This is a genomic window from Pseudomonas sp. GW822-FHT02E03 (genome assembly GCF_058802325.1).
Genome location: NZ_JBXAOA010000009.1, coordinates 73,143 through 96,443 on the forward strand (window position 1 = coordinate 73,143; position 23,301 = coordinate 96,443).

The 23,301-nt window shown below is 59.3% G+C and carries 16 protein-coding genes; 11 read left to right on the forward strand and 5 right to left on the reverse strand.

Annotated elements, in window-relative coordinates; all coding sequences use genetic code 11:
• Nucleotides 1–2 precede the first annotated feature (2 nt).
• From ispG to AC1RQB_RS09745, 7 genes are all read left to right on the forward strand, one after another.
• Nucleotides 3–1,112, forward strand: a complete 1,110-nt coding sequence (ispG, locus tag AC1RQB_RS09715; RefSeq protein WP_008070966.1) for a flavodoxin-dependent (E)-4-hydroxy-3-methylbut-2-enyl-diphosphate synthase — start codon at nucleotides 3–5, stop codon at nucleotides 1,110–1,112.
• Nucleotides 1,113–1,149: 37 nt separating this feature from the next.
• Entirely contained in the window at nucleotides 1,150–2,439 is a 1,290-nt protein-coding gene (gene hisS / locus AC1RQB_RS09720) for a histidine--tRNA ligase (RefSeq protein WP_063341451.1), read from the forward strand.
• Nucleotides 2,440–2,479: 40 nt separating this feature from the next.
• The gene (locus AC1RQB_RS09725) at nucleotides 2,480–3,121 is read left to right on the forward strand and encodes a tetratricopeptide repeat protein (protein ID WP_007903605.1); all 642 of its coding nucleotides are present in this window, start codon (nucleotides 2,480–2,482) and stop codon (nucleotides 3,119–3,121) included.
• Complete coding sequence (bamB, locus tag AC1RQB_RS09730; protein WP_032830306.1) at nucleotides 3,114–4,265, forward strand: outer membrane protein assembly factor BamB; 1,152 nt, start codon at nucleotides 3,114–3,116, stop codon at nucleotides 4,263–4,265. The genes AC1RQB_RS09725 and bamB overlap by 8 nt, the downstream gene beginning before the upstream one ends.
• 136 nt (nucleotides 4,266–4,401) lie before the next feature.
• Nucleotides 4,402–5,871: a ribosome biogenesis GTPase Der gene (gene der / locus AC1RQB_RS09735; protein WP_008070964.1), complete on the forward strand. Its 1,470-nt coding sequence runs from the start codon at nucleotides 4,402–4,404 to the stop codon at nucleotides 5,869–5,871.
• A gap of 151 nt (nucleotides 5,872–6,022) precedes the next feature.
• The gene (locus AC1RQB_RS09740; protein ID WP_063341450.1) at nucleotides 6,023–7,171 is read left to right on the forward strand and encodes a pyridoxal phosphate-dependent aminotransferase; all 1,149 of its coding nucleotides are present in this window, start codon (nucleotides 6,023–6,025) and stop codon (nucleotides 7,169–7,171) included.
• Nucleotides 7,159–7,950 (forward strand): amidohydrolase, encoded by a 792-nt coding sequence (locus AC1RQB_RS09745; RefSeq protein WP_063341449.1) that lies wholly within the window; start codon nucleotides 7,159–7,161, stop codon nucleotides 7,948–7,950. Before AC1RQB_RS09740 ends, AC1RQB_RS09745 begins: the two co-directional genes overlap by 13 nt.
• Before the next feature lie 164 nt (nucleotides 7,951–8,114).
• On the opposite strand, the gene leuA is transcribed toward AC1RQB_RS09745, so the two are convergent.
• The 4 genes from leuA to AC1RQB_RS09765 all read right to left on the reverse strand — a co-directional run bounded on the left by leuA (nucleotide 8,115) and on the right by AC1RQB_RS09765 (nucleotide 13,487).
• Nucleotides 8,115–9,794, reverse strand: a complete 1,680-nt coding sequence (leuA, locus tag AC1RQB_RS09750) for a 2-isopropylmalate synthase (protein ID WP_063341448.1) — start codon at nucleotides 9,792–9,794, stop codon at nucleotides 8,115–8,117.
• Between the two features lie 451 nt (nucleotides 9,795–10,245).
• The gene (locus tag AC1RQB_RS09755) at nucleotides 10,246–11,067 is read right to left on the reverse strand and encodes a peptidoglycan DD-metalloendopeptidase family protein (protein WP_008070948.1); all 822 of its coding nucleotides are present in this window, start codon (nucleotides 11,065–11,067) and stop codon (nucleotides 10,246–10,248) included.
• Between the two features lie 3 nt (nucleotides 11,068–11,070).
• Nucleotides 11,071–12,450, reverse strand: coding sequence for an exodeoxyribonuclease VII large subunit (gene xseA, locus AC1RQB_RS09760; RefSeq protein ID WP_063341447.1), 1,380 nt, complete (start codon nucleotides 12,448–12,450; stop codon nucleotides 11,071–11,073).
• 86 nt (nucleotides 12,451–12,536) lie between these two features.
• A complete protein-coding gene (locus AC1RQB_RS09765; RefSeq protein ID WP_063341446.1) occupies nucleotides 12,537–13,487 on the reverse strand; it encodes a LysR family transcriptional regulator in 951 nt (316 codons plus the stop codon).
• A 100-nt stretch (nucleotides 13,488–13,587) separates the two neighbouring features.
• On the opposite strand from AC1RQB_RS09765, the gene AC1RQB_RS09770 reads away from it, so the two are divergent.
• The 4 genes from AC1RQB_RS09770 to guaA all read left to right on the forward strand — a co-directional run bounded on the left by AC1RQB_RS09770 (nucleotide 13,588) and on the right by guaA (nucleotide 18,466).
• Complete coding sequence (locus tag AC1RQB_RS09770; protein WP_063341445.1) at nucleotides 13,588–14,355, forward strand: sulfite exporter TauE/SafE family protein; 768 nt, start codon at nucleotides 13,588–13,590, stop codon at nucleotides 14,353–14,355.
• A gap of 184 nt (nucleotides 14,356–14,539) precedes the next feature.
• The gene (locus AC1RQB_RS09775) at nucleotides 14,540–15,088 is read left to right on the forward strand and encodes a hypothetical protein (protein WP_007903617.1); all 549 of its coding nucleotides are present in this window, start codon (nucleotides 14,540–14,542) and stop codon (nucleotides 15,086–15,088) included.
• A gap of 231 nt (nucleotides 15,089–15,319) precedes the next feature.
• A complete protein-coding gene (guaB, locus tag AC1RQB_RS09780) occupies nucleotides 15,320–16,789 on the forward strand; it encodes an IMP dehydrogenase (RefSeq protein WP_008070940.1) in 1,470 nt (489 codons plus the stop codon).
• 99 nt (nucleotides 16,790–16,888) lie between these two features.
• On the forward strand, nucleotides 16,889–18,466 hold the full coding sequence (gene guaA / locus AC1RQB_RS09785; RefSeq protein ID WP_063341444.1) for a glutamine-hydrolyzing GMP synthase: 1,578 nt from the start codon (nucleotides 16,889–16,891) through the stop codon (nucleotides 18,464–18,466).
• A gap of 83 nt (nucleotides 18,467–18,549) precedes the next feature.
• Here guaA and AC1RQB_RS09790 read toward each other — a convergent pair whose 3' ends face one another.
• Nucleotides 18,550–23,262, reverse strand: a complete 4,713-nt coding sequence (locus AC1RQB_RS09790) for a membrane-targeted effector domain-containing toxin (RefSeq protein WP_063341443.1) — start codon at nucleotides 23,260–23,262, stop codon at nucleotides 18,550–18,552.
• Between the last annotated feature and the right edge of the window lie 39 nt (nucleotides 23,263–23,301).

Sequence of the window (23,301 nt, forward strand, 5' to 3'; positions counted from 1 at the left end):
TCATGCACGGCGAATCTCCAATCAAACGTCGCGAATCCCGCAAGATCTGGGTCGGCAACGTGCCCGTGGGCGGCGATGCGCCTATCGCTGTGCAGAGCATGACCAACAGCGATACCAATGACGTGGCCGCTACCGTGGCCCAGATCAACCGTCTGGAAGCCGCTGGCGTCGATATCGTGCGGGTTTCCGTGCCGGACATGGACGCCGCCGAAGCCTTCGGCAAGATCAAGCAGCTGGTCAAAGTGCCATTGGTGGCCGACATCCACTTCGACTACAAGATCGCTTTGCGCGTCGCCGAACTGGGTGTGGATTGCCTGCGGATCAACCCGGGCAACATCGGTCGTGAAGACCGCGTGCGTGCGGTGGTCGATGCCGCCCGTGATCGCGGGATTCCGATCCGCATCGGCGTCAACGCCGGTTCCCTGGAAAAAGACCTGCAAAAGAAATATGGCGAGCCGACTCCAGCCGCGCTGGTCGAGTCCGCCTTGCGTCACGTCGAACACCTCGAGCGCCTGAATTTCCAGGACTTCAAGGTCAGCGTGAAAGCCTCCGACGTGTTCATGGCGGTCGCCGCCTACCGCCTGCTGGCCAAGGAAATCGTTCAGCCGTTGCACTTGGGCATCACTGAAGCCGGTGGTTTGCGTTCAGGCACAGTGAAATCCGCCGTGGGCCTCGGTATGCTGCTCGCCGAAGGGATTGGCGATACTATTCGCATCTCGCTGGCGGCCGACCCGGTCGAGGAAGTGAAAGTCGGCTACGACATTCTCAAATCCCTGCACCTGCGTTCCCGTGGTATCAACTTCATCGCCTGCCCGAGTTGCTCGCGGCAGAACTTCGATGTGGTCAAAACCATGAACGAGCTGGAAGGACGCCTCGAAGACCTGCTGGTGCCGCTGGATGTCGCGGTAATCGGTTGCGTGGTCAACGGACCGGGCGAAGCCAAGGAAGCCCATATCGGCTTGACCGGCGGCACGCCAAACCTGATTTACATCGACGGCAAGCCGGCGCAGAAACTGACTAATGACAATCTGGTGGATGAGCTTGAACGCTTGATCCGTCAGAAAGCGGCCGAAAAGGTCGAAGCCGACGCAGCGGTAATCGCTCGCGGCTGAGCCTGACTAAAGAGCCGAACGAATTTAAGGATTTATAGTGAGCAAGTCTCTGCAAGCCATTCGTGGCATGAACGACATCCTGCCCGAACAGACTCCCCTGTGGCGTCATTTCGAAGGCACCGTCTCGCGTCTGCTGGATAACTACGGTTACAAGCAGATCCGCATGCCGATCGTCGAGTTCACCGAGCTGTTCAAGCGCTCCATCGGTGAAGTGACCGACATCGTCGAAAAAGAGATGTACACCTTCGAGGATCGCAACGGCGATTCCCTGACCCTGCGCCCTGAAGGCACAGCGGCCTGCGTGCGTGCGGTGCTCGAGCACGGCATCACCGGCGGCGGTCAGGTGCAGAAACTCTGGTACATCGGCCCGATGTTCCGTCACGAACGTCCACAGAAAGGTCGTTATCGCCAGTTCCACCAGATCGGTTGCGAAGTCTTCAACCTCGACGGTCCGGACATCGACGCCGAGCTGATCGTGCTGACCTGGCGCCTGTGGGGCGAGCTGGGTATCCGTGATGCGGTCAAGCTCGAACTCAACAGCCTGGGTACCAGCGAGTCCCGTGGTCGTTATCGTGAAGCACTGGTCGACTACCTGTCCGCTCGCCTGGATCAACTGGACGAAGACAGCCAGCGCCGTCTGAAGACCAACCCGCTGCGGGTTCTGGATACCAAGAATCCTGACACTCAAGCGGCATTGGCCGACGCGCCAAAGATGGCCGATTACCTCGACGAAGAATCCCGCGTGCACTTCGAGGGCCTCAAGGCTCGTCTGGACGCCGCCGGCATTCCTTATGTGATCAACCCGAAGCTGGTTCGCGGGCTGGACTACTACAGCAAGACCGTTTTCGAATGGGTCACCGACAAGTTGGGCGCCCAGGGCACCGTATGTGCCGGTGGTCGTTACGACGGTCTGGTGGAGCAGATGGGCGGCAAGCCGACCACGGGCGTTGGCTTCGCCATGGGCATCGAGCGCCTGGTGCTGCTGCTTGAAACCCTGGAGCAAATTCCCGAAGAAATCTCCCGTCAGGTCGATGTCTACCTCTGCGCCTTCGGTGAAGCCGCCGAGCTGGCCGGTCTGACCCTGAGCGAGCGTGTTCGTGATCAATTGCCCAACCTGCGCCTGCAAGTCAATGCCGGCGCCGGCAGCTTCAAAAGCCAGTTCAAGAAAGCCGACAAGAGCGGTGCGCTGTACGCATTGATCCTCGGTGACGACGAAATGGCCCAGCAAGTGGTAGGTTTCAAACCCCTGCGTGGCCAGGGCGAACAACAAAGCATTGCCTGGGATGCGCTTGCTGCACACCTGGCCACCTGCGTCGTGCAGGGTTGAAGCTGTCAAACAGCCGATTTAGCGATTAAGGAGTATTGGGGTGTCGAGTACCGAAGACGAACATCTGGCGGAGTTGAAGGACTGGTGGACACGCAACGGCAAGCCCCTGGTCACTGGCGGCCTGTTGGCGCTGGTCATCGTATTCGGCTGGCAGGCTTTTCAGAAGTATCAGAGCAATCAGTCGCAAGGCGCCTCGATTCTCTATCAGCAATTGCTCGAAACCACGCTGACGCCTGACGGCAAGCCTGATGCTGCACGTGTTTCGGACCTGGCCGGCAAGCTCAACAGCGAGTTCGGCGGCACCGCTTACGCGCAATACGGCAGCCTGTTCGTGGCGAAAGTTGCAGTCGACAGCGGTAAGCTGGACGACGCAGCCAGCGAGCTGAAAGCCATTGTCGCCAAACCGGCCAACCCGGCACTCGGCGAAATTGCCCGTCAGCGTCTGGCGCAGGTGCTGGCCGCGCAGAACAAGGTCGATGAAGCCCTGAAACTGCTCGAAGGCGATGCCGACAAAGCCTTCCTGGCCACTCGCGAAGAACTCAAAGGTGACCTGCTGGTGCAGTTGGGTCGTACCGACGAAGCGAACACGGCGTATCAAAAAGCCAAGGCGGCACTGTCGGATGAAGCGGCGGTCGGTGGCCTACAAATCAAGCTGGACGACCTGGCCAAAGGGGATGCGTGACGTGATCCGTTGGAAACATGCAGCATTGCTGGCTCTGGCCATATTGGCCGCGGGTTGCAGCAGCAACAGCAAAAAAGAATTGCCACCAGCCGAGTTGACCGACTTCAAAGAAGAAGTGGTTCTGCAAAAGCAGTGGAGTCGTTCGATCGGTGACGGTCAGGGCGAAACCTACAACATGCTGGTTCCGGCGATCGATGGCGATACCATCTATGCCGCCGACGTCACCGGTGTGGTGATGGCGATGGATCGCAGCAATGGCGACGTCAAATGGAAGAAAGATCTCGAACTGCCTGTCTCCGGCGCCGTTGGCGTGGGTTACGGTCTGGTCATGATCGGCACGCTCAAGGGCGAAATCGTTGCCCTGGACGCCAGCAGCGGTGAAGAGAAATGGCGCGCTCGCGTGACCAGTGAAGTGCTCGCGCCGCCGGCCACCAACGGTGACGTTGTTGTGGTTCAGACCCAGGATGACCGTCTGATCGGTCTGGATGCCGCTACCGGCAACCAGCGCTGGTTGTATGACAGCACGCCAGCGGTTCTGACCCTGCGCGGCACCAGCGCACCGATCGTCACCAACCGCCTCGCGGTGGCTGGCCTGTCGACTGGTAAAGTGGTTGCTCTGGATGTTTCCAACGGCGTGCCGGTGTGGGAACAGCGTGTAGCGATTCCACAAGGTCGTTCGGAACTGGAGCGTGTGGTCGATATCGACGGTGGCTTGCTGCTGTCCGGCGGTACACTGTATGTCGCCAGTTACCAGGGTCGCGTCGCGGCACTGGATCTGGAAAGCGGTCGTCAGCTCTGGCAGCGTGATGCTTCCAGCTATGCCGGCGTTGCCCAGGGTTTTGGCAGCGTCTACGTGAGCCTGTCTGCAGGCACCGTTGAAGGCGTTGACGAACGTTCTACCACTGCGTTGTGGAGCAACGATTCGCTGGCCCGCCGTCAACTGTCGGCTCCAGAAGTGTTCTCCAGCTATGTTGCAGTCGGTGATATGGAAGGCTACCTGCACCTGCTGAGCCAGGTGGACGGTCGTTTCGTCGGCCGCGAGCGCATCGACAGCGACGGCCTGCGTGCCCGTCCGCTGGTGGTGGGTGACACGATTTATCTGTATGGCAACAGCGGCAAACTGGAAGCCCTGACCATCAAGTAAGAACTATGCTTGGGGTTTAACCCCCCAGGCGGCCCCGGTTTCAAGGGGTTTGCAGTGTTTCATACACTGCCCCGAGCACCAGCCGCTGCCTCGCAGCGGCTTTTGTATTTTCTGAAATAACGAAGTGGAGAGCCGCATGGTTCCCGTAATCGCCCTGGTGGGCCGACCGAACGTCGGCAAGTCCACCTTGTTCAACCGCCTGACCAGGACTCGCGACGCCATCGTTGGCGACTTGTCCGGTCTGACCCGTGATCGCCAGTACGGTGAGGCCAAGTGGCAAGGGCGTTCCTACATTCTGGTCGACACCGGCGGTATCTCCGGTGACGAGCACGGTATGGACGAAAAAATGGCCGAGCAGTCGCTGCTGGCCATTGAAGAAGCAGATGTCGTTCTGTTCCTGGTAGATGCCAAGGCCGGTTTCACCGCGGCCGACCAGATGATCGCCGAGCACTTGCGCAAGCGTAACAAGCGTTCTTACGTGGTTGCCAACAAGGTCGACAACATCGACCCTGAAATGGCCCGCGCCGAATTCGCCCCGTTGGGCATGGGCCACGCGATCCCGATCGCCGGTGCTCATGGTCGTGGCATCACCCAGATGCTGGAAATCGCCCTGAGCGACTTCCCGAAAGACGACGAAGAGCCGGAAGAAGGCGAAGAAGAGATCGTTGCCGAAGGTGAGGAAGCCAAGCGCATTCCTGGCCCAAGCGAAAAAGACGGTATCAAGATCGCCATCATCGGCCGTCCTAACGTCGGCAAGTCGACCCTGGTCAACCGCATGCTCGGTGAAGACCGGGTTATCGTTTATGACCAGCCCGGCACCACCCGCGACAGCATTTACATCCCGTTTGAACGTAACGACGAGAAGTACACGCTGATCGACACCGCCGGTGTGCGCAAGCGCGGCAAGATCCACGAAGAAGTTGAAAAGTTCTCCGTGGTCAAAACCCTGCAAGCGATCAAAGACGCCAACGTGGTGATCTTCGTGATGGACGCCCGCGAAGGCGTGGTGGACCACGACCTCAACCTGCTGGGCTTTGCCCTTGAAGCCGGTCGTGCGCTGGTTATCGCGATCAACAAGTGGGACGGCATGACGCCGAGCGAGCGCGACTTCGTGAAGGTCGAGCTGCAACGTCGACTGTTCTTCGTCGACTTCGCCGATATCCACTTCATCTCGGCCCTGCACGGCACTGGCGTAGGCAACCTCTACGCGTCGGTACAGAACTCGTTCAAGTCCGCGGTCACCCGCTGGCCGACCAACCGCCTGACCCAGATTCTGGAAGATGCGGTCGGCGAGCACGCGCCACCGATGGTCAACAACCGCCGGATCAAGCTGCGTTATGCCCACTTGGGTGGCGCCAACCCGCCGATCATCGTGATTCACGGTAACCAGATCGAGAAGGTGCCGAAGTCTTACGTGCGTTACCTGGAAAACACCTATCGCCGTGTCTTGAAGCTGGTCGGTACGCCGATCCGTATCGAGTTCAAGGGCGGCGAGAACCCGTACGAAGGTAACAAGAACTCGCTCACCGACCGCCAGGTCAACAAGAAGCGTCGGATGATGTCGCACCACAAGAAAGCCGACAAAAAGCGCCGCGATAAGCGATAGAAGCAGCGGCGAGCCTCAAGCTGCAAGCTTCAAGTAAAAGCAGAAGGGTCCTTTTCGGGACCCTTTTTTGTGTCTGGTGGTTTGACGCTTGACCACTTGCAGCTTGTCGCTTGAAACTTGAAACTTGCAGCTCACCTGCAGGGAATCACCGATGATCACCAGTAAGCTGCCGAATGTCGGCATCACTATCTTCACGCAGATGTCTCAGCTCGCGGCGCAAACCGGGGCGATCAATCTGTCTCAAGGGTTTCCCGATTTCGACGGCCCGCAGGCCCTGCGTGATGCAGTCGGTCGGCACATCGCCAGTGGCCACAACCAGTACTCGCCGATGACTGGCTTGCCGGTGTTGCGTCAGCAGATTGCGGCGAAGATCGCTCGCAGCTACGGCGCCCATGTCGATGCCGACAGCGAAGTGACGGTCACTCCCGGCGCGACACAGGCGATCTTCTGCGCCATTCAGGCGGTGATCCACAGCGGTGACGAAGTCATCGTGTTTGATCCGGCCTACGATAGTTATGAACCTTCGGTGGAGCTGGCCGGTGGCCGTTGCGTGCATGTGCAACTGGGCCTCAACGATTTCAGCATCGACTTCCAGAAGCTTGCCGATGCGTTAAGCCCGCGTACGCGGATGATCATTCTTAACAGCCCGCACAACCCCAGCGGCGCGTTGATCAGTCGTGCCGAGCTGGATCAACTGGCGGCGTTGATTCGCGACCGCGATATCTATGTGATCAGCGACGAGGTCTACGAACACCTGGTATTCGATGGCGTATCTCACGTCAGCGTACTGGCCCACGAAGAGCTCTATCAGCGCGCATTCGTGGTCAGTTCGTTCGGCAAGACCTACCACGTCACCGGCTGGAAAACCGGTTATGTCGTGGCACCTCCGGCCCTCACCGCGGAGCTGCGCAAGGTTCACCAATACGTCAGTTTCTGCGGCGTGACGCCACTGCAATACGCGTTGGCCGATTACATGGCCGAGCATCCGGAACACGTCGAAGAGTTGCCGGGCTTCTATCAGGCCAAGCGCGATCTGTTCTGCGATCTGCTGTCGCCGTCGCGCTTCAGTTTCACCCGCGTGGCCGGTACTTACTTCCAGCTGGTCGATTACTCGCAGATTCGCCCGGACCTCAATGACGTCGAGATGGCGCTGTGGATGACCCGCGAACATGGCGTCGCGAGCATCCCGATCTCGGTGTTCTACCAGACGCCACCCGAAGGCCAGCGCTTGGTGCGTCTGTGTTTTGCCAAACGCGAGGAGACCCTGCGTGAAGCAGCGGCAAAACTATGCGTGATCTGAGTGCTCTGCCCAATCTGAATGTTGCGCTGATCCAGACCACCCTGGCCTGGCATGATCGTCAGGCCAATCTGCAGCATTTCGAGTCCTTGCTGGAACAGGCTCGCGGCGCGGACCTGATCATCCTGCCGGAGATGTTCACCACCGGTTTCTCCATGGAATCGGAAACCCTCGCCGAGCCGGAAAATGGCCCCACCAGTAAATGGCTGCGGGTTCAGGCGGCGAAACTGGATGCGGTGATCACCGGCAGCATCATCATCCAGGTGGCTGACGGCAGTCATCGCAATCGTTTGTTGTGGGCGCGGCCGGACGGGGAGGTGTGGCATTACGACAAGCGTCACCTGTTCCGCATGGCGGGCGAGCACAATCATTTCACCCCGGGCGAGCGTCAGGTGCAGTTCGAATTGAAGGGCTGGCGAGTGCGGCCGCTGATTTGTTACGACCTGCGTTTCCCAGTCTGGAGCCGCGACCCTCAAGACACCGACTTGTTGCTGTACACCGCCAATTGGCCGGGTGCCCGGCGCCAGCACTGGAACCGTTTGCTACCGGCACGGGCGATTGAAAACCTCTGCTATGTGGCGGCGGTGAACCGCATCGGTACCGATGGCAAAGGGTTTGCGTATACCGGTGACAGTCAGGTGCTGGATTTTCAGGGTGAGACATTGCTTGGCGCGGGCGATGCCGATGGTGTCTTCAAGGTCGTTCTGGACGCGGCAGAGCTGGCGGCTTATCGCGCGCGGTTTCCGGCGAATCTGGATGCGGATACCTTTGAGTTCACGTAACCGATCGTTCCCATGCTCTGCGTGGGAATGCAGCCCGTGACGCTCCGCGTCACTGGACGCGGAGCGTCCCTTGAGGCATTCCCACGCAGAGCGTGGGAACCATCAACAAAAAGGCCCCGAGGTTCTCACCCCAGGGCCTTTTGCATTGCATTGCAGTGCAGGGCTTACGCCGCTTTCGCTTCCGGCTGGCTCAGGGAGCGGTTCAGCGCGCTGAACAGGGCCTTGAAGCTGGCGGTGGTGATGTTTTCATCGATGCCGACGCCGTGCACCGCACGCTCACCGTTTACGCGCAGTTCAATGTAAGCCGCCGCTTTGGCATTGGTGCCCGCGCCGATGGCGTGTTCGTTGTAGTCCATGATTTCCACCGGGATCGGCAAACCGGCCACCAGTGCTTCCAGAGCGCCGTTGCCCTTGCCACGCCAGTGCAGGTTGGTTTCGCCCTGACCTTTGCTGGAGACTTCCACTTCCACGGCGCTGTGACCGTTTTCTTCCTGCAAGCGATGGCTGACCAGCGCGTACGGAGTGTTGGCCTGCAAGTACTCGCTGTGCAGCAACGCGTGGATCTGCTGGGCCGTCATCTCCAGGCCCAGGCGATCGGTTTCACGCTGCACGACCTGGCTGAACTCGATCTGCATGCGGCGCGGCAAGTTGATGCCGTATTCCTGTTCCAGCAGGTAAGCGATACCGCCCTTGCCCGACTGGCTGTTGACGCGAATCACCGCCTCGTAGCTGCGGCCGATGTCGGCCGGGTCGATCGGCAAGTACGGCACTTCCCACAGGGCGTCCGGTTGCTGCTGGGCGAAGCCCTTGCGGATTGCATCCTGATGCGAGCCGGAGAACGCGGTGTGAACCAGGTCGCCGACATACGGGTGACGTGGGTGCACCTGGATCTGGTTGCACTCTTCGACGACTTTGCGCACGCCATCGATGTCGGAGAAGTCCAGCTCAGGGTCGACGCCCTGGGTGTAGAGGTTCAATGCCACGGTCACCAGATCGACGTTACCGGTCCGCTCGCCGTTGCCGAACAGGCAACCTTCGACACGGTCGGCGCCGGCCATCAGGCCCAGCTCGGTGGCGGCTACGCCAGTGCCACGGTCGTTGTGGGTGTGCAGGCTGATGATCACGCTGTCACGACGGTTGATGTGACGGCCGAACCATTCGATCTGGTCGGCATAGATGTTCGGGGTGGCGCATTCGACGGTGGCGGGCAGGTTGAGGATCACCTTGTGCTCAGGCGTCGGGTTCCACACTTCGATCACCGCGTCGCAGACTTCCTTGGCGAACTCGAGTTCGGTAGCGCTGAAAGTTTCTGGCGAGTACTCGAAGGTCCACTCGGTGTCCGGCTGCTGGGCGGCGTATTTGACGAACAGCTTGGCGGCGTTCACGGCGATGGCCTTGATCCCGTCCTTGTCCTGGTTGAAGACAATGCGGCGGAAGGAAGGGGAGGTCGCGTTGTACAGGTGAACGATGGCTTTCTTGGCCCCGCGCAGGGATTCGAAAGTACGTGCGATCAAGTCTTCACGGCCCTGGGTCAGCACCTGAATGGTGGTGTCGTCCGGGATGTGGCCGTCTTCGATCAGCGTACGCACGAAGTCGAAGTCGGTTTGCGAAGCGGCCGGGAACGAGGCTTCGATTTCTTTCACACCGACTTGCACCAGGGTTTTCCAGAAACGCAGCTTCTTGACCGCGTCCATCGGCTCGATCAGCGACTGGTTGCCGTCACGAAGGTCCGAGCTGCACCAGATCGGCGCGGCGGTGATGGTCTTCGACGGCCAGGTGCGGTCCGGGATATCGATGGTCGGGAACGCGCGGTATTTCGAAGACGGGTCTTTGAGCATGCTCATCGGGAAATCCTTATTGTGTGGGCCGAAAAAAGGCGGCCTGCCGGTGGATCAAAAGTTGGGATAAAGCGTAAGACGAGGCACCGCGATTCAGCCTGGCAGTCGTGCACTGACGAGGCACAGGCTGCGGTGCTGGCGAAGCTGAATGAGGGTGTGAGAGGTTTTCATGCCTTCAACCCTAACCGCGGGGATGAAGGATGGCAAGCAGTCGAAAAAAATTGAGAGGAATACTTGAAAAGCGGAGTTTTGCGCGATTTTATTGTGTTTTATTCGACCGATCGTTGTGATTTTTGCGCGGGGTTTGATAGGTGCGCAATTACGCTGGTCGAGATATTTCAGTGCCTGGGAGTGCGTCATCGCTAGCAGGCTAGCTCCCACAGGGGAGTTGCGTTGTGAACACGGTCCAATGTGGGAGCCAGCCTGCTGGCGATGAGGCCAGTGGCCTCACAATGCTTCAGGGCTGAAATGCGCCAATGAAAATCGCCGGATCCACCCGCGCATCGTTCAGGCTGATATTCCAGTGCATATGCGGTCCGGTCGCGCGTCCTGTGGCGCCGACTTTGCCGACCACGCCACCGCGCGCCATTTGCTGGCCGACCTTCACGTCGATCTTCGACATATGGCAGAACATGCTGATAAAGCCCTGGCCGTGGTCGACGAACACCGTATTGCCATTGAAAAAGTAGTTACCGATCAGGATCACCTTGCCGGCGGCCGGGGTTTTGATCGGCGTGCCGGCAGGCACAGCGAAGTCGAGGCCCGCGTGGGGATTACGTTCTTCACCATTGAAAAAGCGGCGCACGCCGAACTTGCTCGACAGCGGCCCATTGACCGGTTTGTCCAGCAACAGATTGCTCGGGGTGTTCGGGCTGAAGCTGCGGTAGGCCTGCATCTGCTCCGCCAGCTCACCCTCGATGCGCTTGAGATTCTCCTGGTTCGGATTGACCTGCTGGGTATTCTTCAGGGTGATGTGCTGTTCCGGGTATTTCTTGCTGGCGACGATGAAGTTCAGGTTACGACCGCCGCTGCTGATTTGTTGTGTACCCGGTTTTACAGTCAGTGGCACGCCGACGATGGCCAGCCAGTTGTTCTGTTCCTTGACCACCAATACCGGTCTCCCCTGATAGCTGGCTTTGGGTGCCTGGGCGGAGCTGCCCAAATCCACCACCGCCACACCACCCGGCACCGGTTTGTTCAACAGACGGGTGATGTAACTGTCGGCGTGGGCGTTAAAGGTCAGGCACAGCAACAGCAGCGGAGCTAAAAAACGCGGCATGGATCAGTCCAGTAAAGAAAGGGTGACAGGCGTCAGGTGATTGTCTTCGACCCGCACTTGCAGTTCGCCTTCACCTAGTTTGGCTTTCAGGCGCTGGCCGGTGTGGGTCTGAGCGGCGCTGCGAATCGCGTTGCCGCGCTCGTCCAGCAGAATGCTGTAGCCACGGGCGAGGGTCGCCAGTGGGCTGACCACATGCAGCGTCTGCATCTGACTTTGCAGTTGCAGGCGGCGAGACTTGAGCCCTTCACGCATGGCCCGGGGCAGGCGTTCGGCGAGGCTGTCGAGACGTTGGCGAAGCATCGCCAGTTGTCGCCCGGGATGTTGCCCGGCGAGTCGGGTTTCCAGGCGGATCAAACGTTCGCGACGGGTATTGAGGCTGCGTTCGAATGCGCGGCGCATGCGCATGTCCAGATCATCCAGACGTTGTGCTTGCTGACGCAGTCGTTCACCGGGATGGCGCAGTCGGCGTGAAATACCTTCCAGACGCAGCCGATCACGCATCAGGCGGTCGCGCATGCGCATCACCAGGCGCCGGTGCAGGCTTTCGACGCGTCGCACCAGATCGCTGGAGTCCGGCGCGAGCAGTTCGGCCGCGGCGGACGGTGTCGGGGCGCGGACGTCGGCGACGAAGTCACTGATCGACACATCGGTCTCGTGGCCGACGGCGCTGACAATCGGCGTTACGCAGGCATCCACGGCGCGGGCTACGGCTTCCTCGTTGAAACACCAGAGGTCTTCCAGCGAACCGCCGCCACGGGCCAGGATCAGCGCGTCGAAACCGCGGGCGTCCGCCAGTTTCAGCGCGCGGACAATCTGCGCGGTGGCTTCGCGGCCTTGCACGGCGGTGGGGATCAGCGTCAGTTGGATCTGCGGCGCGCGGCGGCGGAACACACTGATGATGTCGCGGATCACCGCGCCGGTGGGCGAGCTGATGATGCCGATGCGTTGCGGGTGCGCCGGCAGCGGCACTTTGCGCTCGGCGCTGAACAGGCCTTCGGCGCTGAGCTTTTCCTTCAAGGCATCGAAGGCCAGGCGCAGGGCGCCATCACCGGCCGGCTCCACGGTGTCGAGGATCAGTTGGTAATCGCCACGGCCCTCGAACAGCGAAACCTTGCCGCGAACCTTGACCGCCAAGCCGTCCTTCAACGCCTGGCGAACCCGAGCGGCGTTCTGCCGGAACAGCGCGCAACGCACCTGGGCGCCGCTGTCCTTGAGGGTGAAATACACATGGCCGGACGCCGGGCGGGCGAGGTTGGATATTTCGCCTTCGACCCAGATGTTGCTGAACACGTCTTCGAGCAACACCCGCGCGCGGCCGTTGAGCTGGCTGACAGTCAGGACTTCCCGGTCCAGGCCGAGTCTTGCAAAGGGATCTTTAATCATGGGGCGCAGTTTAAAGGCATTCGGCAAACAATCTCCATGCTCCACGCAAATCCCTTTGTGGGAGCGGGCTTGCTCGCGAAAGCGGTTTAACATTCAACATTAATGTCGACTGTCACGCCGCCTTCGCGAGCAAGCCCGCTCCCACAGGGATTTGTGCAGGTATTGATAAATTGCTGGACCAGCGCCGTGGGATTTTGCCGGCAGGCGAGGGCGACGGTGCTGTGGCAATCCGGGTCGGCCAAGGGCAGAAAGTGGATATCCGGCGGCGCGATGTCCTGCATCGATTCCGGTAACAGCGCGATGCCGAACCCGGCCTGGATCAATTGCAGTTGGGTGGTTTTGCGCGACACCACTCGAGCCGCCTGGGGAAAGAACCCTTGGCGCATGCACAACTCGGCAGACAGGTAGCTCAGGCCGCCACGCTGTGGATGAGGGATGGAAATAAACGCTTCATCCTTCAACTGTGCCAGATCGATGCCTTGCGCGGACTTATCCACAGCCAATCGATGATTAGGCGGCACTGCCAGCAACAGGCGCTCGCTGTACAGCGGAACAATCTGCACCCCTTCACGTTGACGCAACACCGGCAGGCGCAACAGACCCACGTCGAGGCGACCCTCGGCCAATTCTTCCAGTTGCGCCTCGGAGGACAGCTTGACGATGTCCATCGACACTCCCGCATGCCGATCCAGATAGTCGCTGATGCCTCGCAACAGCCGACCGCTCATAGGCACAGTGCTGGAATGACTCAGGCGCAACACGCCCAGTTGACCGCTGCCCACCTGAGTAGCCATCTCACTGGCCTTGGTCAGTTCGTTCAGCAGGCTTCTCGCCCGAGGCAAAAAGGCTTCACCCGCCGCCGTCAGTCGGGGCTGGCGCGCGGTGCGTTCGAACAGGGGCGTTTGCAGCCGGGTTTCCATGTCCTTGATCTGCCGGCTCAAGGCGGATTGAGCAATAAACAGTCGTTCGGCTGCAGCGCTGAAGCTGCCGCTCTCGGCGATTTCCACGAAGTAACGCAATTGGCGGGTTGAAAGCACGAGGTATGCCTTTTCGAGATGGGTAGTCGACGTTGAAGATATTAGTCGCAACGCTTGACGCTGGCTAAAGTCATCGCAGGAATAAAAGGAAGCCGTGTCGATGAATGTGCTGGAGTTATTGAACCAATGGCCGTGGGGTGCGGTGGATTGGCTGGTGATCGGGTTGGGCGTTGCCCTGGCCTACATCGTATTCGGCATCGCCGGTTTTGGTACCGCCCTGGTGGCGGGGCCGATTCTGATCCTGTTCATGCCACTGTCGAAAATCGTGCCGCTGTTGGTGCTGCTGGATTTCGTCGCGGCGTTCGGCAATCTGCTGCCCTCGCGACGGGATGTGGCGAGGCCCGAATTGTTGCGGCTGCTGCCGTGCATGGCGGTGGGCTGCACGTTGGGGGTGATTTTCCTGCTGAACCTGAAGTCCGATGTTTTGCTGCTGTTGATGGGGCTGTTTATCAGCGCCTATGCGGTTTACAGCCTGTGGATTAAAACCCGTCCGGCGCAATTGTCCGCCGGGTGGGCGGTGCCGATGGGCACGGTGGGCGGGATGTTCGGGGCGTTGTTTGGCAGTGGCGGCTTCTTATACGCGATCTATTTGAACAGTCGGTTGCCCAAGGACGCGGCCCGGGCGACCCAGAGTGCGTTGATCAGTTGCAGCACCGTGGTGCGTTTGAGTCTGTTTGCCATCGCCGGTGTGTATGCCGAGCTACCCTTGATGGTATTGGCGCTGTGTTTGTTGCCGGCGATGGCGCTGGGGTTGTGGATCGGCCGGCGATTGACCATGAAATTGTCCCGCGAGGCATTCGTGCGGCTGGTGACCTGGCTGGTGCTGGCCAGCGGGATTGCCTTGATCGGGCGCTATTTGAGTACTTGACCGGATTTCGTCAGGGATTAAGCTGCCGGCCGCCCTGGCGTCTTCGCGGGCAAGCCCGCTCCCACAAGGATCTCAGGTGAGCACAAATGTGTTTACGACCGAGATCGTGTGGGAGCGGGCTTGCCCGCGATGGCGTCAGGACGAACACCGCAGAAATATCCATTTGACGCAGTAGGCTTGCACCATGAACTCGCAAAGCATCATCGTCCCGAAAATCTCCACCCTGCCGGTACACGAACCCCGGGCCCGGGCGGTCGTGCGTTGGCTGGTGCGCAAGAACATCATCAAAGAAGAACTGACCACCTGTGGCCGCACCGGCAATCGCATGGCCCACGCCATCGCCGACGGTGCCCGCGCGGTAGTTTTGCACCCTGACGCGCTGCCGTTCGGCGAGCCGGTCAATGGCCTGGAGATCATCACCAAGCGCTGCATCTACACACCGGCCAAGGGGTTTCTCGAAGAAGCCGGCTGCGCCGAGTGCCGCAAGGAAGTCGGCGAAGCGCTGTTCGAAAGCCTGGAAGACTGGATGCCGGGGCGTACCGATAACTTCACGTGCCCTGAGTGCGGGCATGAAGATGACATCAACGGGTTTCTGTTCTTGCAGGAATGCGGCTTTTCCAACCTGGGTTTCATCTTCAATAACTGGCTCGAGGCCGGGTTCAAGCAGAGCTTCATCGACGAATTTGCCGATTGGCTGGATCAGCCTGTGAGTTGGGTCAAGGTCGAACTTTAAACCTGCGCCAGTCCCGTACTGTAGGAGCGAGGCTTGCCCGCGAAGGCATCGACTCGGTGTGTCTGATGTACCGCAGCGATGCCTTCGCGGGCAAGCCTCGCTCCTACGGGATTTGTGTGCCAAAACCTCCGTCGATCACCGCGTCGATAATAGACAGAGTTTTACATTGAACCCGAGGGGGTGTCTGACTATAATGGCGCGCTTCCATTTTCCCGCTCGGGAGCCCCCGCGATGCTGCGTATCAGCCAAGAAGCTCTGACCTTCGACGACATTCTTTTAGTGCCCGGTTATTCCGAGGTTCTTCCTAACGAAGTCAGTCTCAAGACCCGCCTTACCCGTGGCATCGAGCTGAATATTCCACTGGTTTCTGCTGCCATGGACACCGTTACTGAAGCCCGCTTGGCAATTGCCATGGCTCAGGAAGGTGGCATCGGCATCATCCACAAGAACATGACCATCGAGCAGCAAGCTGCCGAAGTGCGTAAGGTCAAGCGGTACGAGGCCGGCGTGGTCAAGGACCCGATCACCATCGAGGCTGATGCCACGGTTCGTGAACTGTTCGAACTCACCCGCCTGCACAACATCTCCGGCGTACCGGTACTGCACGATGGCGACCTGGTCGGCATCGTCACTTCCCGTGACGTGCGTTTCGAAAACCGCATGGACGCCTCCGTCCGTGAAGTGATGACGCCTAAAGAGCGTCTGGTCACGGTAAAGGAAGGCGCCAACAAGAACGATGTGCGCGAACTGCTGCACAAGCACCGCATCGAGCGTGTGCTGATAGTCGACGACAAATTCGCCCTCAAAGGCATGATGACCGTCAACGACATCGAAAAAGCCAAGGCTTACCCGCTGGCCAGCAAGGACGATCAAGGTCGTCTGCGCGTTGGCGCTGCAGTCGGTACCGGTAAAGACACCGGTGACCGCGTAGCTGCCCTGGTTCACGCTGGCGTTGACGTGGTAGTGGTCGACACTGCTCACGGTCACTCCAAGGGCGTGATCGACCGCGTTCGCTGGGTCAAGCAGAACTTCCCTGAAGTGCAGGTCATCGGCGGCAACATCGCCACCGGCGCTGCCGCCAAGGCCTTGGCCGAAGCCGGCGCTGACGCAGTCAAGGTCGGTATCGGCCCTGGCTCGATCTGCACCACCCGTATCGTCGCCGGTGTCGGTGTCCCGCAAATCAGTGCCATCGCCAACGTTGCCGCTGCCCTTGAAGGCACTGGCGTTCCGTTGATCGCCGACGGCGGCATCCGTTTCTCCGGTGACCTGTCCAAGGCCATCGTTGCCGGTGCCTCCTGCGTGATGATGGGCTCGATGTTCGCCGGTACTGAAGAAGCACCGGGCGAGATCGAACTGTTCCAGGGCCGTTCGTACAAGGCTTACCGTGGCATGGGTTCGCTGGGCGCCATGTCCCAGGCTCAAGGTTCCTCCGACCGTTACTTCCAGGACTCCTCGGCAGGTGCCGAGAAACTGGTTCCGGAAGGCATCGAAGGGCGTGTTCCGTACAAGGGCACCCTGAGCGCCATCATCCATCAACTGATGGGTGGCCTGCGTTCCTCGATGGGTTACACCGGCAGTGCCGACATCGAAGAAATGCGCACCAAGCCTGAGTTCGTGCGGATCACCGGTGCTGGCATGGCCGAGTCCCACGTTCACGACGTACAGATCACCAAAGAAGCGCCAAACTACCGCGTAGGTTGAGGCTTCAAGCAAATCGTTAAGCAACCGGGGCTGTTCTATTCAGCCCCGAGTTGTTTCTGAATCACGACTGTTTCTGAATTATCTAGACGAGACTGAATCATGGCCCTCGACATTCACGCTCACCGCATCCTGATCCTCGACTTCGGTTCCCAGTACACCCAGCTGATCGCCCGCCGCGTGCGTGAAATCGGCGTGTACTGCGAACTGCATCCGTTCGACATGGACGACGAAGCGATTCGCGAATTCGCTCCAAAAGGCGTCATTCTCGCCGGCGGCCCCGAATCCGTGCACGTAGCCGACAGCCCGCGCTGCCCGCAAGCGGTGTTTGACCTGGGCGTACCGGTCTTCGGTATCTGCTACGGCATGCAAACCATGGCTGAACAGCTGGGTGGCAAGGTCGAAGGTTCCGACCTGCGTGAGTTCGGTTATGCCCGCGTTGACGTGGTCGGCAAGAGCCGTCTGCTCGATGGCATCGAAGACCATATCGACGCCGATGGCCTGTTCGGTCTCGACGTGTGGATGAGCCACGGTGACAAGGTCACCAAGATGCCGGAAGACTTCCACATCCTGGCCAGCACACCGAGCTGCCCGATTGCCGGCATGTTCAACGATGCTCGCGGCTACTACGGCGTGCAGTTCCACCCGGAAGTGACCCACACCAAGCAGGGTGGTCGCATCCTCTCGCGCTTCATCCTCGACATCTGCGGCTGCGAAGCCCTGTGGACACCTTCGAAGATTGCTGAAGACGCCATCGCCCAGGTCCGCGCCCAGGTTGGCACCGACAACGTATTGCTCGGCCTGTCCGGCGGCGTTGACTCCTCGGTGGTTGCCGCGTTGCTGCACAAGGCTATCGGCGACCAGTTGACCTGCGTCTTCGTCGACAACGGCCTGCTGCGCCTGCACGAAGGCGAGCAAGTGATGGCCATGTTCGCCGAGAACATGGGCGTCAAGGTGATTCGCGCCAACGCTGAGGACCAGTTCCTCGACAATCTGGCAGGCGAAAGCGACCCAGAGAAGAAGCGCAAGATCATCGGCCGTACCTTCATCGACGTGTTCGATGCCCAGTCCAACAAACTGGATAACATCAAGTACCTCGCCCAAGGCACCATTTACCCGGACGTGATCGAGTCGGCTGGCGCCAAAAGCGGCAAGGCCCACGTGATCAAGTCGCACCACAACGTGGGCGGCCTGCCGGAAGAAATGAACCTCAAGCTGGTTGAACCCCTGCGCGAACTGTTCAAGGACGAAGTCCGTCGTCTGGGCCTGGAACTGGGCCTGCCGTACGACATGGTCTACCGTCACCCGTTCCCGGGCCCGGGCCTGGGTGTGCGGATCCTCGGTGAAGTGAAGAAGGAATACGCCGACCTGCTGCGTCGCGCCGACCACATCTTCATCGAAGAGCTGCGCAAAGCCGACTGGTACCACAAGGTCAGCCAGGCATTCGTGGTGTTCCAGCCGGTGAAATCGGTTGGCGTGGTTGGCGATGGCCGTCGTTACGCTTGGGTCGTTGCCCTGCGTGCCGTTGAAACCATCGACTTCATGACCGCGCGTTGGGCACACCTGCCTTACGAACTGCTGGAAACCGTCAGCGGCCGGATCATCAATGAAATCGAAGGCATCTCCCGCGTCACTTACGACGTGTCGAGCAAGCCGCCGGCGACGATTGAGTGGGAATGATCCCGCGCAAGCCTTGATGGTTTGAGTGCTGGAACAGAAAAGCCGTGTGAAATCCGATTTCACACGGCTTTTTCGTTTGCGGGTTACAGCCGCTTCGACCATCCGGCCAGGGTCATGCCCATTTGATCAAGAGCCCCCAAGAGCGCCTTGATACTGGGGAAACGTCGTCCACTGATGGAAGGCCAGGACGGTCGGTTGATGTAGTAGTAACCGAGATCTGTCTCGATGGCGGTACGCACCAGCGAGTTGTCCTTGCTTCGATGCACCAGATACGTCCCTATTCGTTCCTGTTTCAAGGTGTACAGGCCGGGGCGGGACAGCAGGGTTTCGATCTCCGGCATTGTTTGCGCCATCCAGGGGGTCTCGACCTGTAGGCGCAGATCGTTTTTGACAAACTCGACAGCCTGCCCAATTTGCCCCGTGGAGTATCGCCTGCCCGGATCGGCCACGATGCTGGTGGATTGTCCCTCGGCGACATCCTCGATCCGCAAGCCAATGGCTTCTTCCAACTCGCTGACGCCCGCCACATTCCGGTAGGTATTGGCGTGGGAGTTGCCCATCAATGCCACCCATTTGTGAACGCCATGGGTTGCCTGGTCGGTTCGGATGACTGTCCTGGCGTAGAAATTCATCATTTTCTGCCTGACAGTCTCTTTGTCGATGCTTTCTTCAACGGAGCCAGATCTCATGCCGCGCAGCTTATAGCTCGCCATGCAATCGATGGCCTGAACCCGAATGCGGTGTTTAGCGGCTGTCCTGACTACTTCAAGAAACGTATAACGCTCGAGCGGGTCGGTCGTATGTCCCTGATCGAGTCCTTTCAAATATTGTTCGAGGGATTGCGACATCGAGCCGGTATTGAAAAGCTTATCCAGATCAGCCTGGTGGAAATCGGTGAGCAGGTGTTCCATGTAGAGCGTTTTGACGTTCTGCCTGGCCAACTGCGCCATGTTGTCGATCAGAAACTGTTTACTGCCGGTGTCAGCATGACTTTCGCCAATCACCAGCCCCCGGGATTCCTTGAATATCTCCTGGATGATGGCCTGGTTGGTGGTGGCAGGGTCCAGTTGAGGAATGGGTGGCCTGGGTGGCAACGTGGGGGCTTCGTAAAAGCGCACCGCATCCTGATACAAGCGTTTCCTGATGGCCTTGAAATCCATGTAAGGATCGAACTCCTGGCCACTGTCGTAGAAATCCGACAAAGCACGATCGCGGAGTCCGTCGGCAGCCTCTTTGAGCGCAGATCTCAATTCAGCCGGCACTTCGTAAGCGCTGTAGGGCGCCGGTAGACGAGGTGTAGAGCTGGAGGCACCAGGATGAACGGCCCCTGGCGTGTTGAATACCTTCCCTCCGCCTTTGAGTCCTTCTTTCGACACTGTTTCCCAATTTCCCTCCGCATTCAGGCGCACCGCAATCGAGCCCGAAAACGCGGTCGGGTTTTCCGGATTGATGATGGCCCAGTGGCCAACGCCATTGACGTCTGTCTTGAAGTCGACGTAGTACGGCGTGTCATCGAGCATGATGGCGGTCGAAGGATTGGAGTCGAGCCGATAGATACCCTGGTACTTTCCGGGTTCGCGTTCGGGCGTCATGCCTTCGAGCAGCTCATTGGCCTGCCAGTTGTCCGGTAGGGTCGGTCGCTGGATTTCAGGGAATGCCTGCGCAAGCCCTTCGAACATCGATGCCGCGCCCTCGGCCTCGCCGGTCAGGTCCGGCCAACCCATTGGCTTCATGCCTCTTTCTATCAGTGTCTGCTTAAGTTTCTCGAAGTTATCCACCGTGATGGAGTCGTGGGCTGACCCGAGCGGGGTATCCAGATTGATCCTGCCGCCGGGTGTCGAGCGGATGACGCTGTCTGCGATGTGATTATTGGCGTTGCGATAAACCACCAGGAGGCTGCTTCTGTAGCGCTGGAAGGTGAACATTCCCGGTTCCGACAACAGGGTTCTCAGCGCTTGCGGGGTTCTGTCGGCCCATGGGGTTTCCATCTGCACACGCCAGTCGCCCTTGATCAGCGCCCGGATACTGCCGAAATCAGTGAGACCATCCACTGCTTCATGGACAGGGGAGTCTGGATAGTCTTCATACTCCACCGCCAAACCAGGATCGGAACCGATGGGCTGTACCTGACCCGGTGTCACGTCATCGATTCGAATACTCAAAGCGTCGGTCTGTTCACTGATGCCCCGGTAGCCTCGGAAACTCGTCATGTGTTCCTGAGCTACCAAGGCAACCCAATTGGCCGGCCCCTTCAATTCTTCATTGAGTTGAATGACCTGGCTGGCAAAAAAAGTTCGCGCCATTTGGTTATCAGGCTGGAAAAAATGAGATTCATTGATGTTGTAGGTCGTCGTCATATCGACGGCTTGCACCCGGACGCGCTGGGCATTAGCCGCTTTCACCAGTGCCAGGAGGTTGAATCTGCCCTCGGGATCGTTTCCTGCCTTGAAATCGAGTTTTCTCAGGTAGTTTTCCAATTCCTCGGGCATCTCGCCGGTTCTTGCAAAGGTGTCCAGATCAAGTTGATTGACGTTAGCCAGCAGTTCCTGCAGGTACAGCGTCTTCACACCTTGTCGGGCCAGGGCGGGCATGTTTTCGATCAGGAACTGTTTACTGCCGATACTGCCGCGGCCCTCTCCAACGACCAACCCCGGTTTTTCTGCGAATGCGGTATCGAGCAGCTCGGTCGAGGTGTTTATCTGCTGCGCTGACGATACTGGTAGACGAGGCGTCGGGGGATTGAGTTCGTAGTAGGCGTTTGCATCGCTAATCAGGTTTCTGCGGGGTTCTTCCTGAGCCAGCTCGAACTCGCTCAAAGTCTCCGCGTGCTCGTCGAAAGGGGACATGAACACACTGCGGGGGCCTGCTGTGTCGACATCAGTCCCCAGCACGCTGCGGACATCTATTGAGCCGATCGTCCATATCCTCCTGAAGTGCGCGTGGACGTCTGGTCCACCGAGTGCCCACGCCCTCATTTCCGGGTCTTCGAGCCCGGGAACATGAACGCCCGGTGTTCGCGCCCACCCCTCGACGGGTTCTCCAGTTGCACCAGCAACAGGCGATGCCTCCATGCCACCCCTCAACCCCAGTCGCGGGATGATTTCCCACTGACCTTCGGCGCTCAACCGTACGGGAATCGAACCCGAAAATGCATTGGGCTTGACCGGGTCGATGATGGCCCAGTGACCGCGACCGTTGAGGCCGTTTTCAAAGCGCACGTAATACGCGTTGCCATTGAGCTTGATGGCGCTGGAAGGGTTGGACGCGAGCCGATAGGTCCCTTGGAACTTGCCCGGTTCACGAACCAGTGTGTCCTCGCTAAGCGGCACATCGCTTTTGAAGCTTTCCGGCACTTTTACGGAGGGCTCGGCGTTGCCCGGCGCTTTAACGGGGACTTCGCTCGGAGTCGGCCCGGGTCCTTCAGACGGTTGGGTTTTTCCCTTCAGATCGGCCATTTCTTGCGCTTCGGCGGCGTCGATCTCGGGGCCGACTTCCTCCAGTGAGCCCGGGCCTTTCAGGGCGAGCAGGTTGAACAGCACATCAATGCCGCTGAGCACGGCGCCAACGATGCCGGCCTTGCGCACTTCGGCGGTTTTACCGTTGACCGCCTGATCGATGTTCAAGCCCATGCTGACAAGGCTGGCACCGACCACTGGCAACGCAATCGGCCAGCCGACGACGGCCATAGGGCCGAACACTTTCATGCCGGCGCTGAGGTAACCGATCCAGAGCTTTTTGCGTAAATCGCCATTGGACGTCAACGACAGCGTGGCCTCGGCGAACATCGCGGCTTTGGTCGAGTCTCGTAACCAACTGAAGGCGTCACCGCGAATGACCTGGTTTTCCTGGTTGATCAGGTGATGGTCGTATTTGCCCCAGGTGCTGACCAGCTGATTCATCAGATCGGTAATGTTCTCGGCGATACGCTGCCGATCGGCCAGGGAAAAATGCGTCATGAACGCCGGGCGCGCCTCCTCCTTGTTCATCCGCTGCAACATCCAGTAGTGCATGTCCGTGGCGGTTTCCAGCACCTGGAAGGCGTCGGTGTCGCCGGGCAGGTAGACGATCTGTCGACCTTTGGGGGCGACAAAGCGAAGAATGTTGGTGGCGACGTAACCAGCGACATCCAGGGTGCGAGTGTTGTCGGTGCCAGGGTGTTCTGATTGCAACATCTGCAAGCTGACCGGCCAGGTCATCGGGCCGAAGACTTCATTCGTGACGAACTGGAAATCCTCGTCGCTCAACTGGCGTTTGTCCCGTGCCTGCACGGCTTTGATGAGGAAGTTGCACTTGGCCAGGGTGCGAAAGTCGGTGCCGGAATCGTTCCAGAAGGCAGTCAGTCTGTCGGTGTACAGCGTGCTGAAATCGATAGCCCAGAAGTACTTCAAAACCTCATTGCCGTGCAGGCGAACTTCATTGGTTTCATTGAAGTTCCCGGCGTCCGGTCCGGCTGTGTAAAAGCCGCCATAAAGGTCCAGCAGGTCGGCGTTGTCCTGGTCGGTGGGGCGGAACCGCTGGATCACCAGTTGGGTCAGCGTGGTGGATTCGCTGGGGGTTGCCTGGATGTGTTCCCAGCCGGTGAACGTTTTAGCGCTGCTTTGCGCCGCATCAAATCGGTGGAAATAGATGTGGTCCGGATCGAGACTGGGAATGTCGTGTTGCTTGAGCAGGTCGCTGGCGATCTCGTGAGCGACGTCTTGCAGGCCCGGGCAGGTCAGAATCACGTGGTTGGCGATTTCTTTGAGTGTCGCTTTGTCTGCCGCGTTGGGCAGTGGGCGGGGGGCGGTCGAGTTCATGCACTCTCTATCCTTGAGAAATGGACGTCGAGGATGACC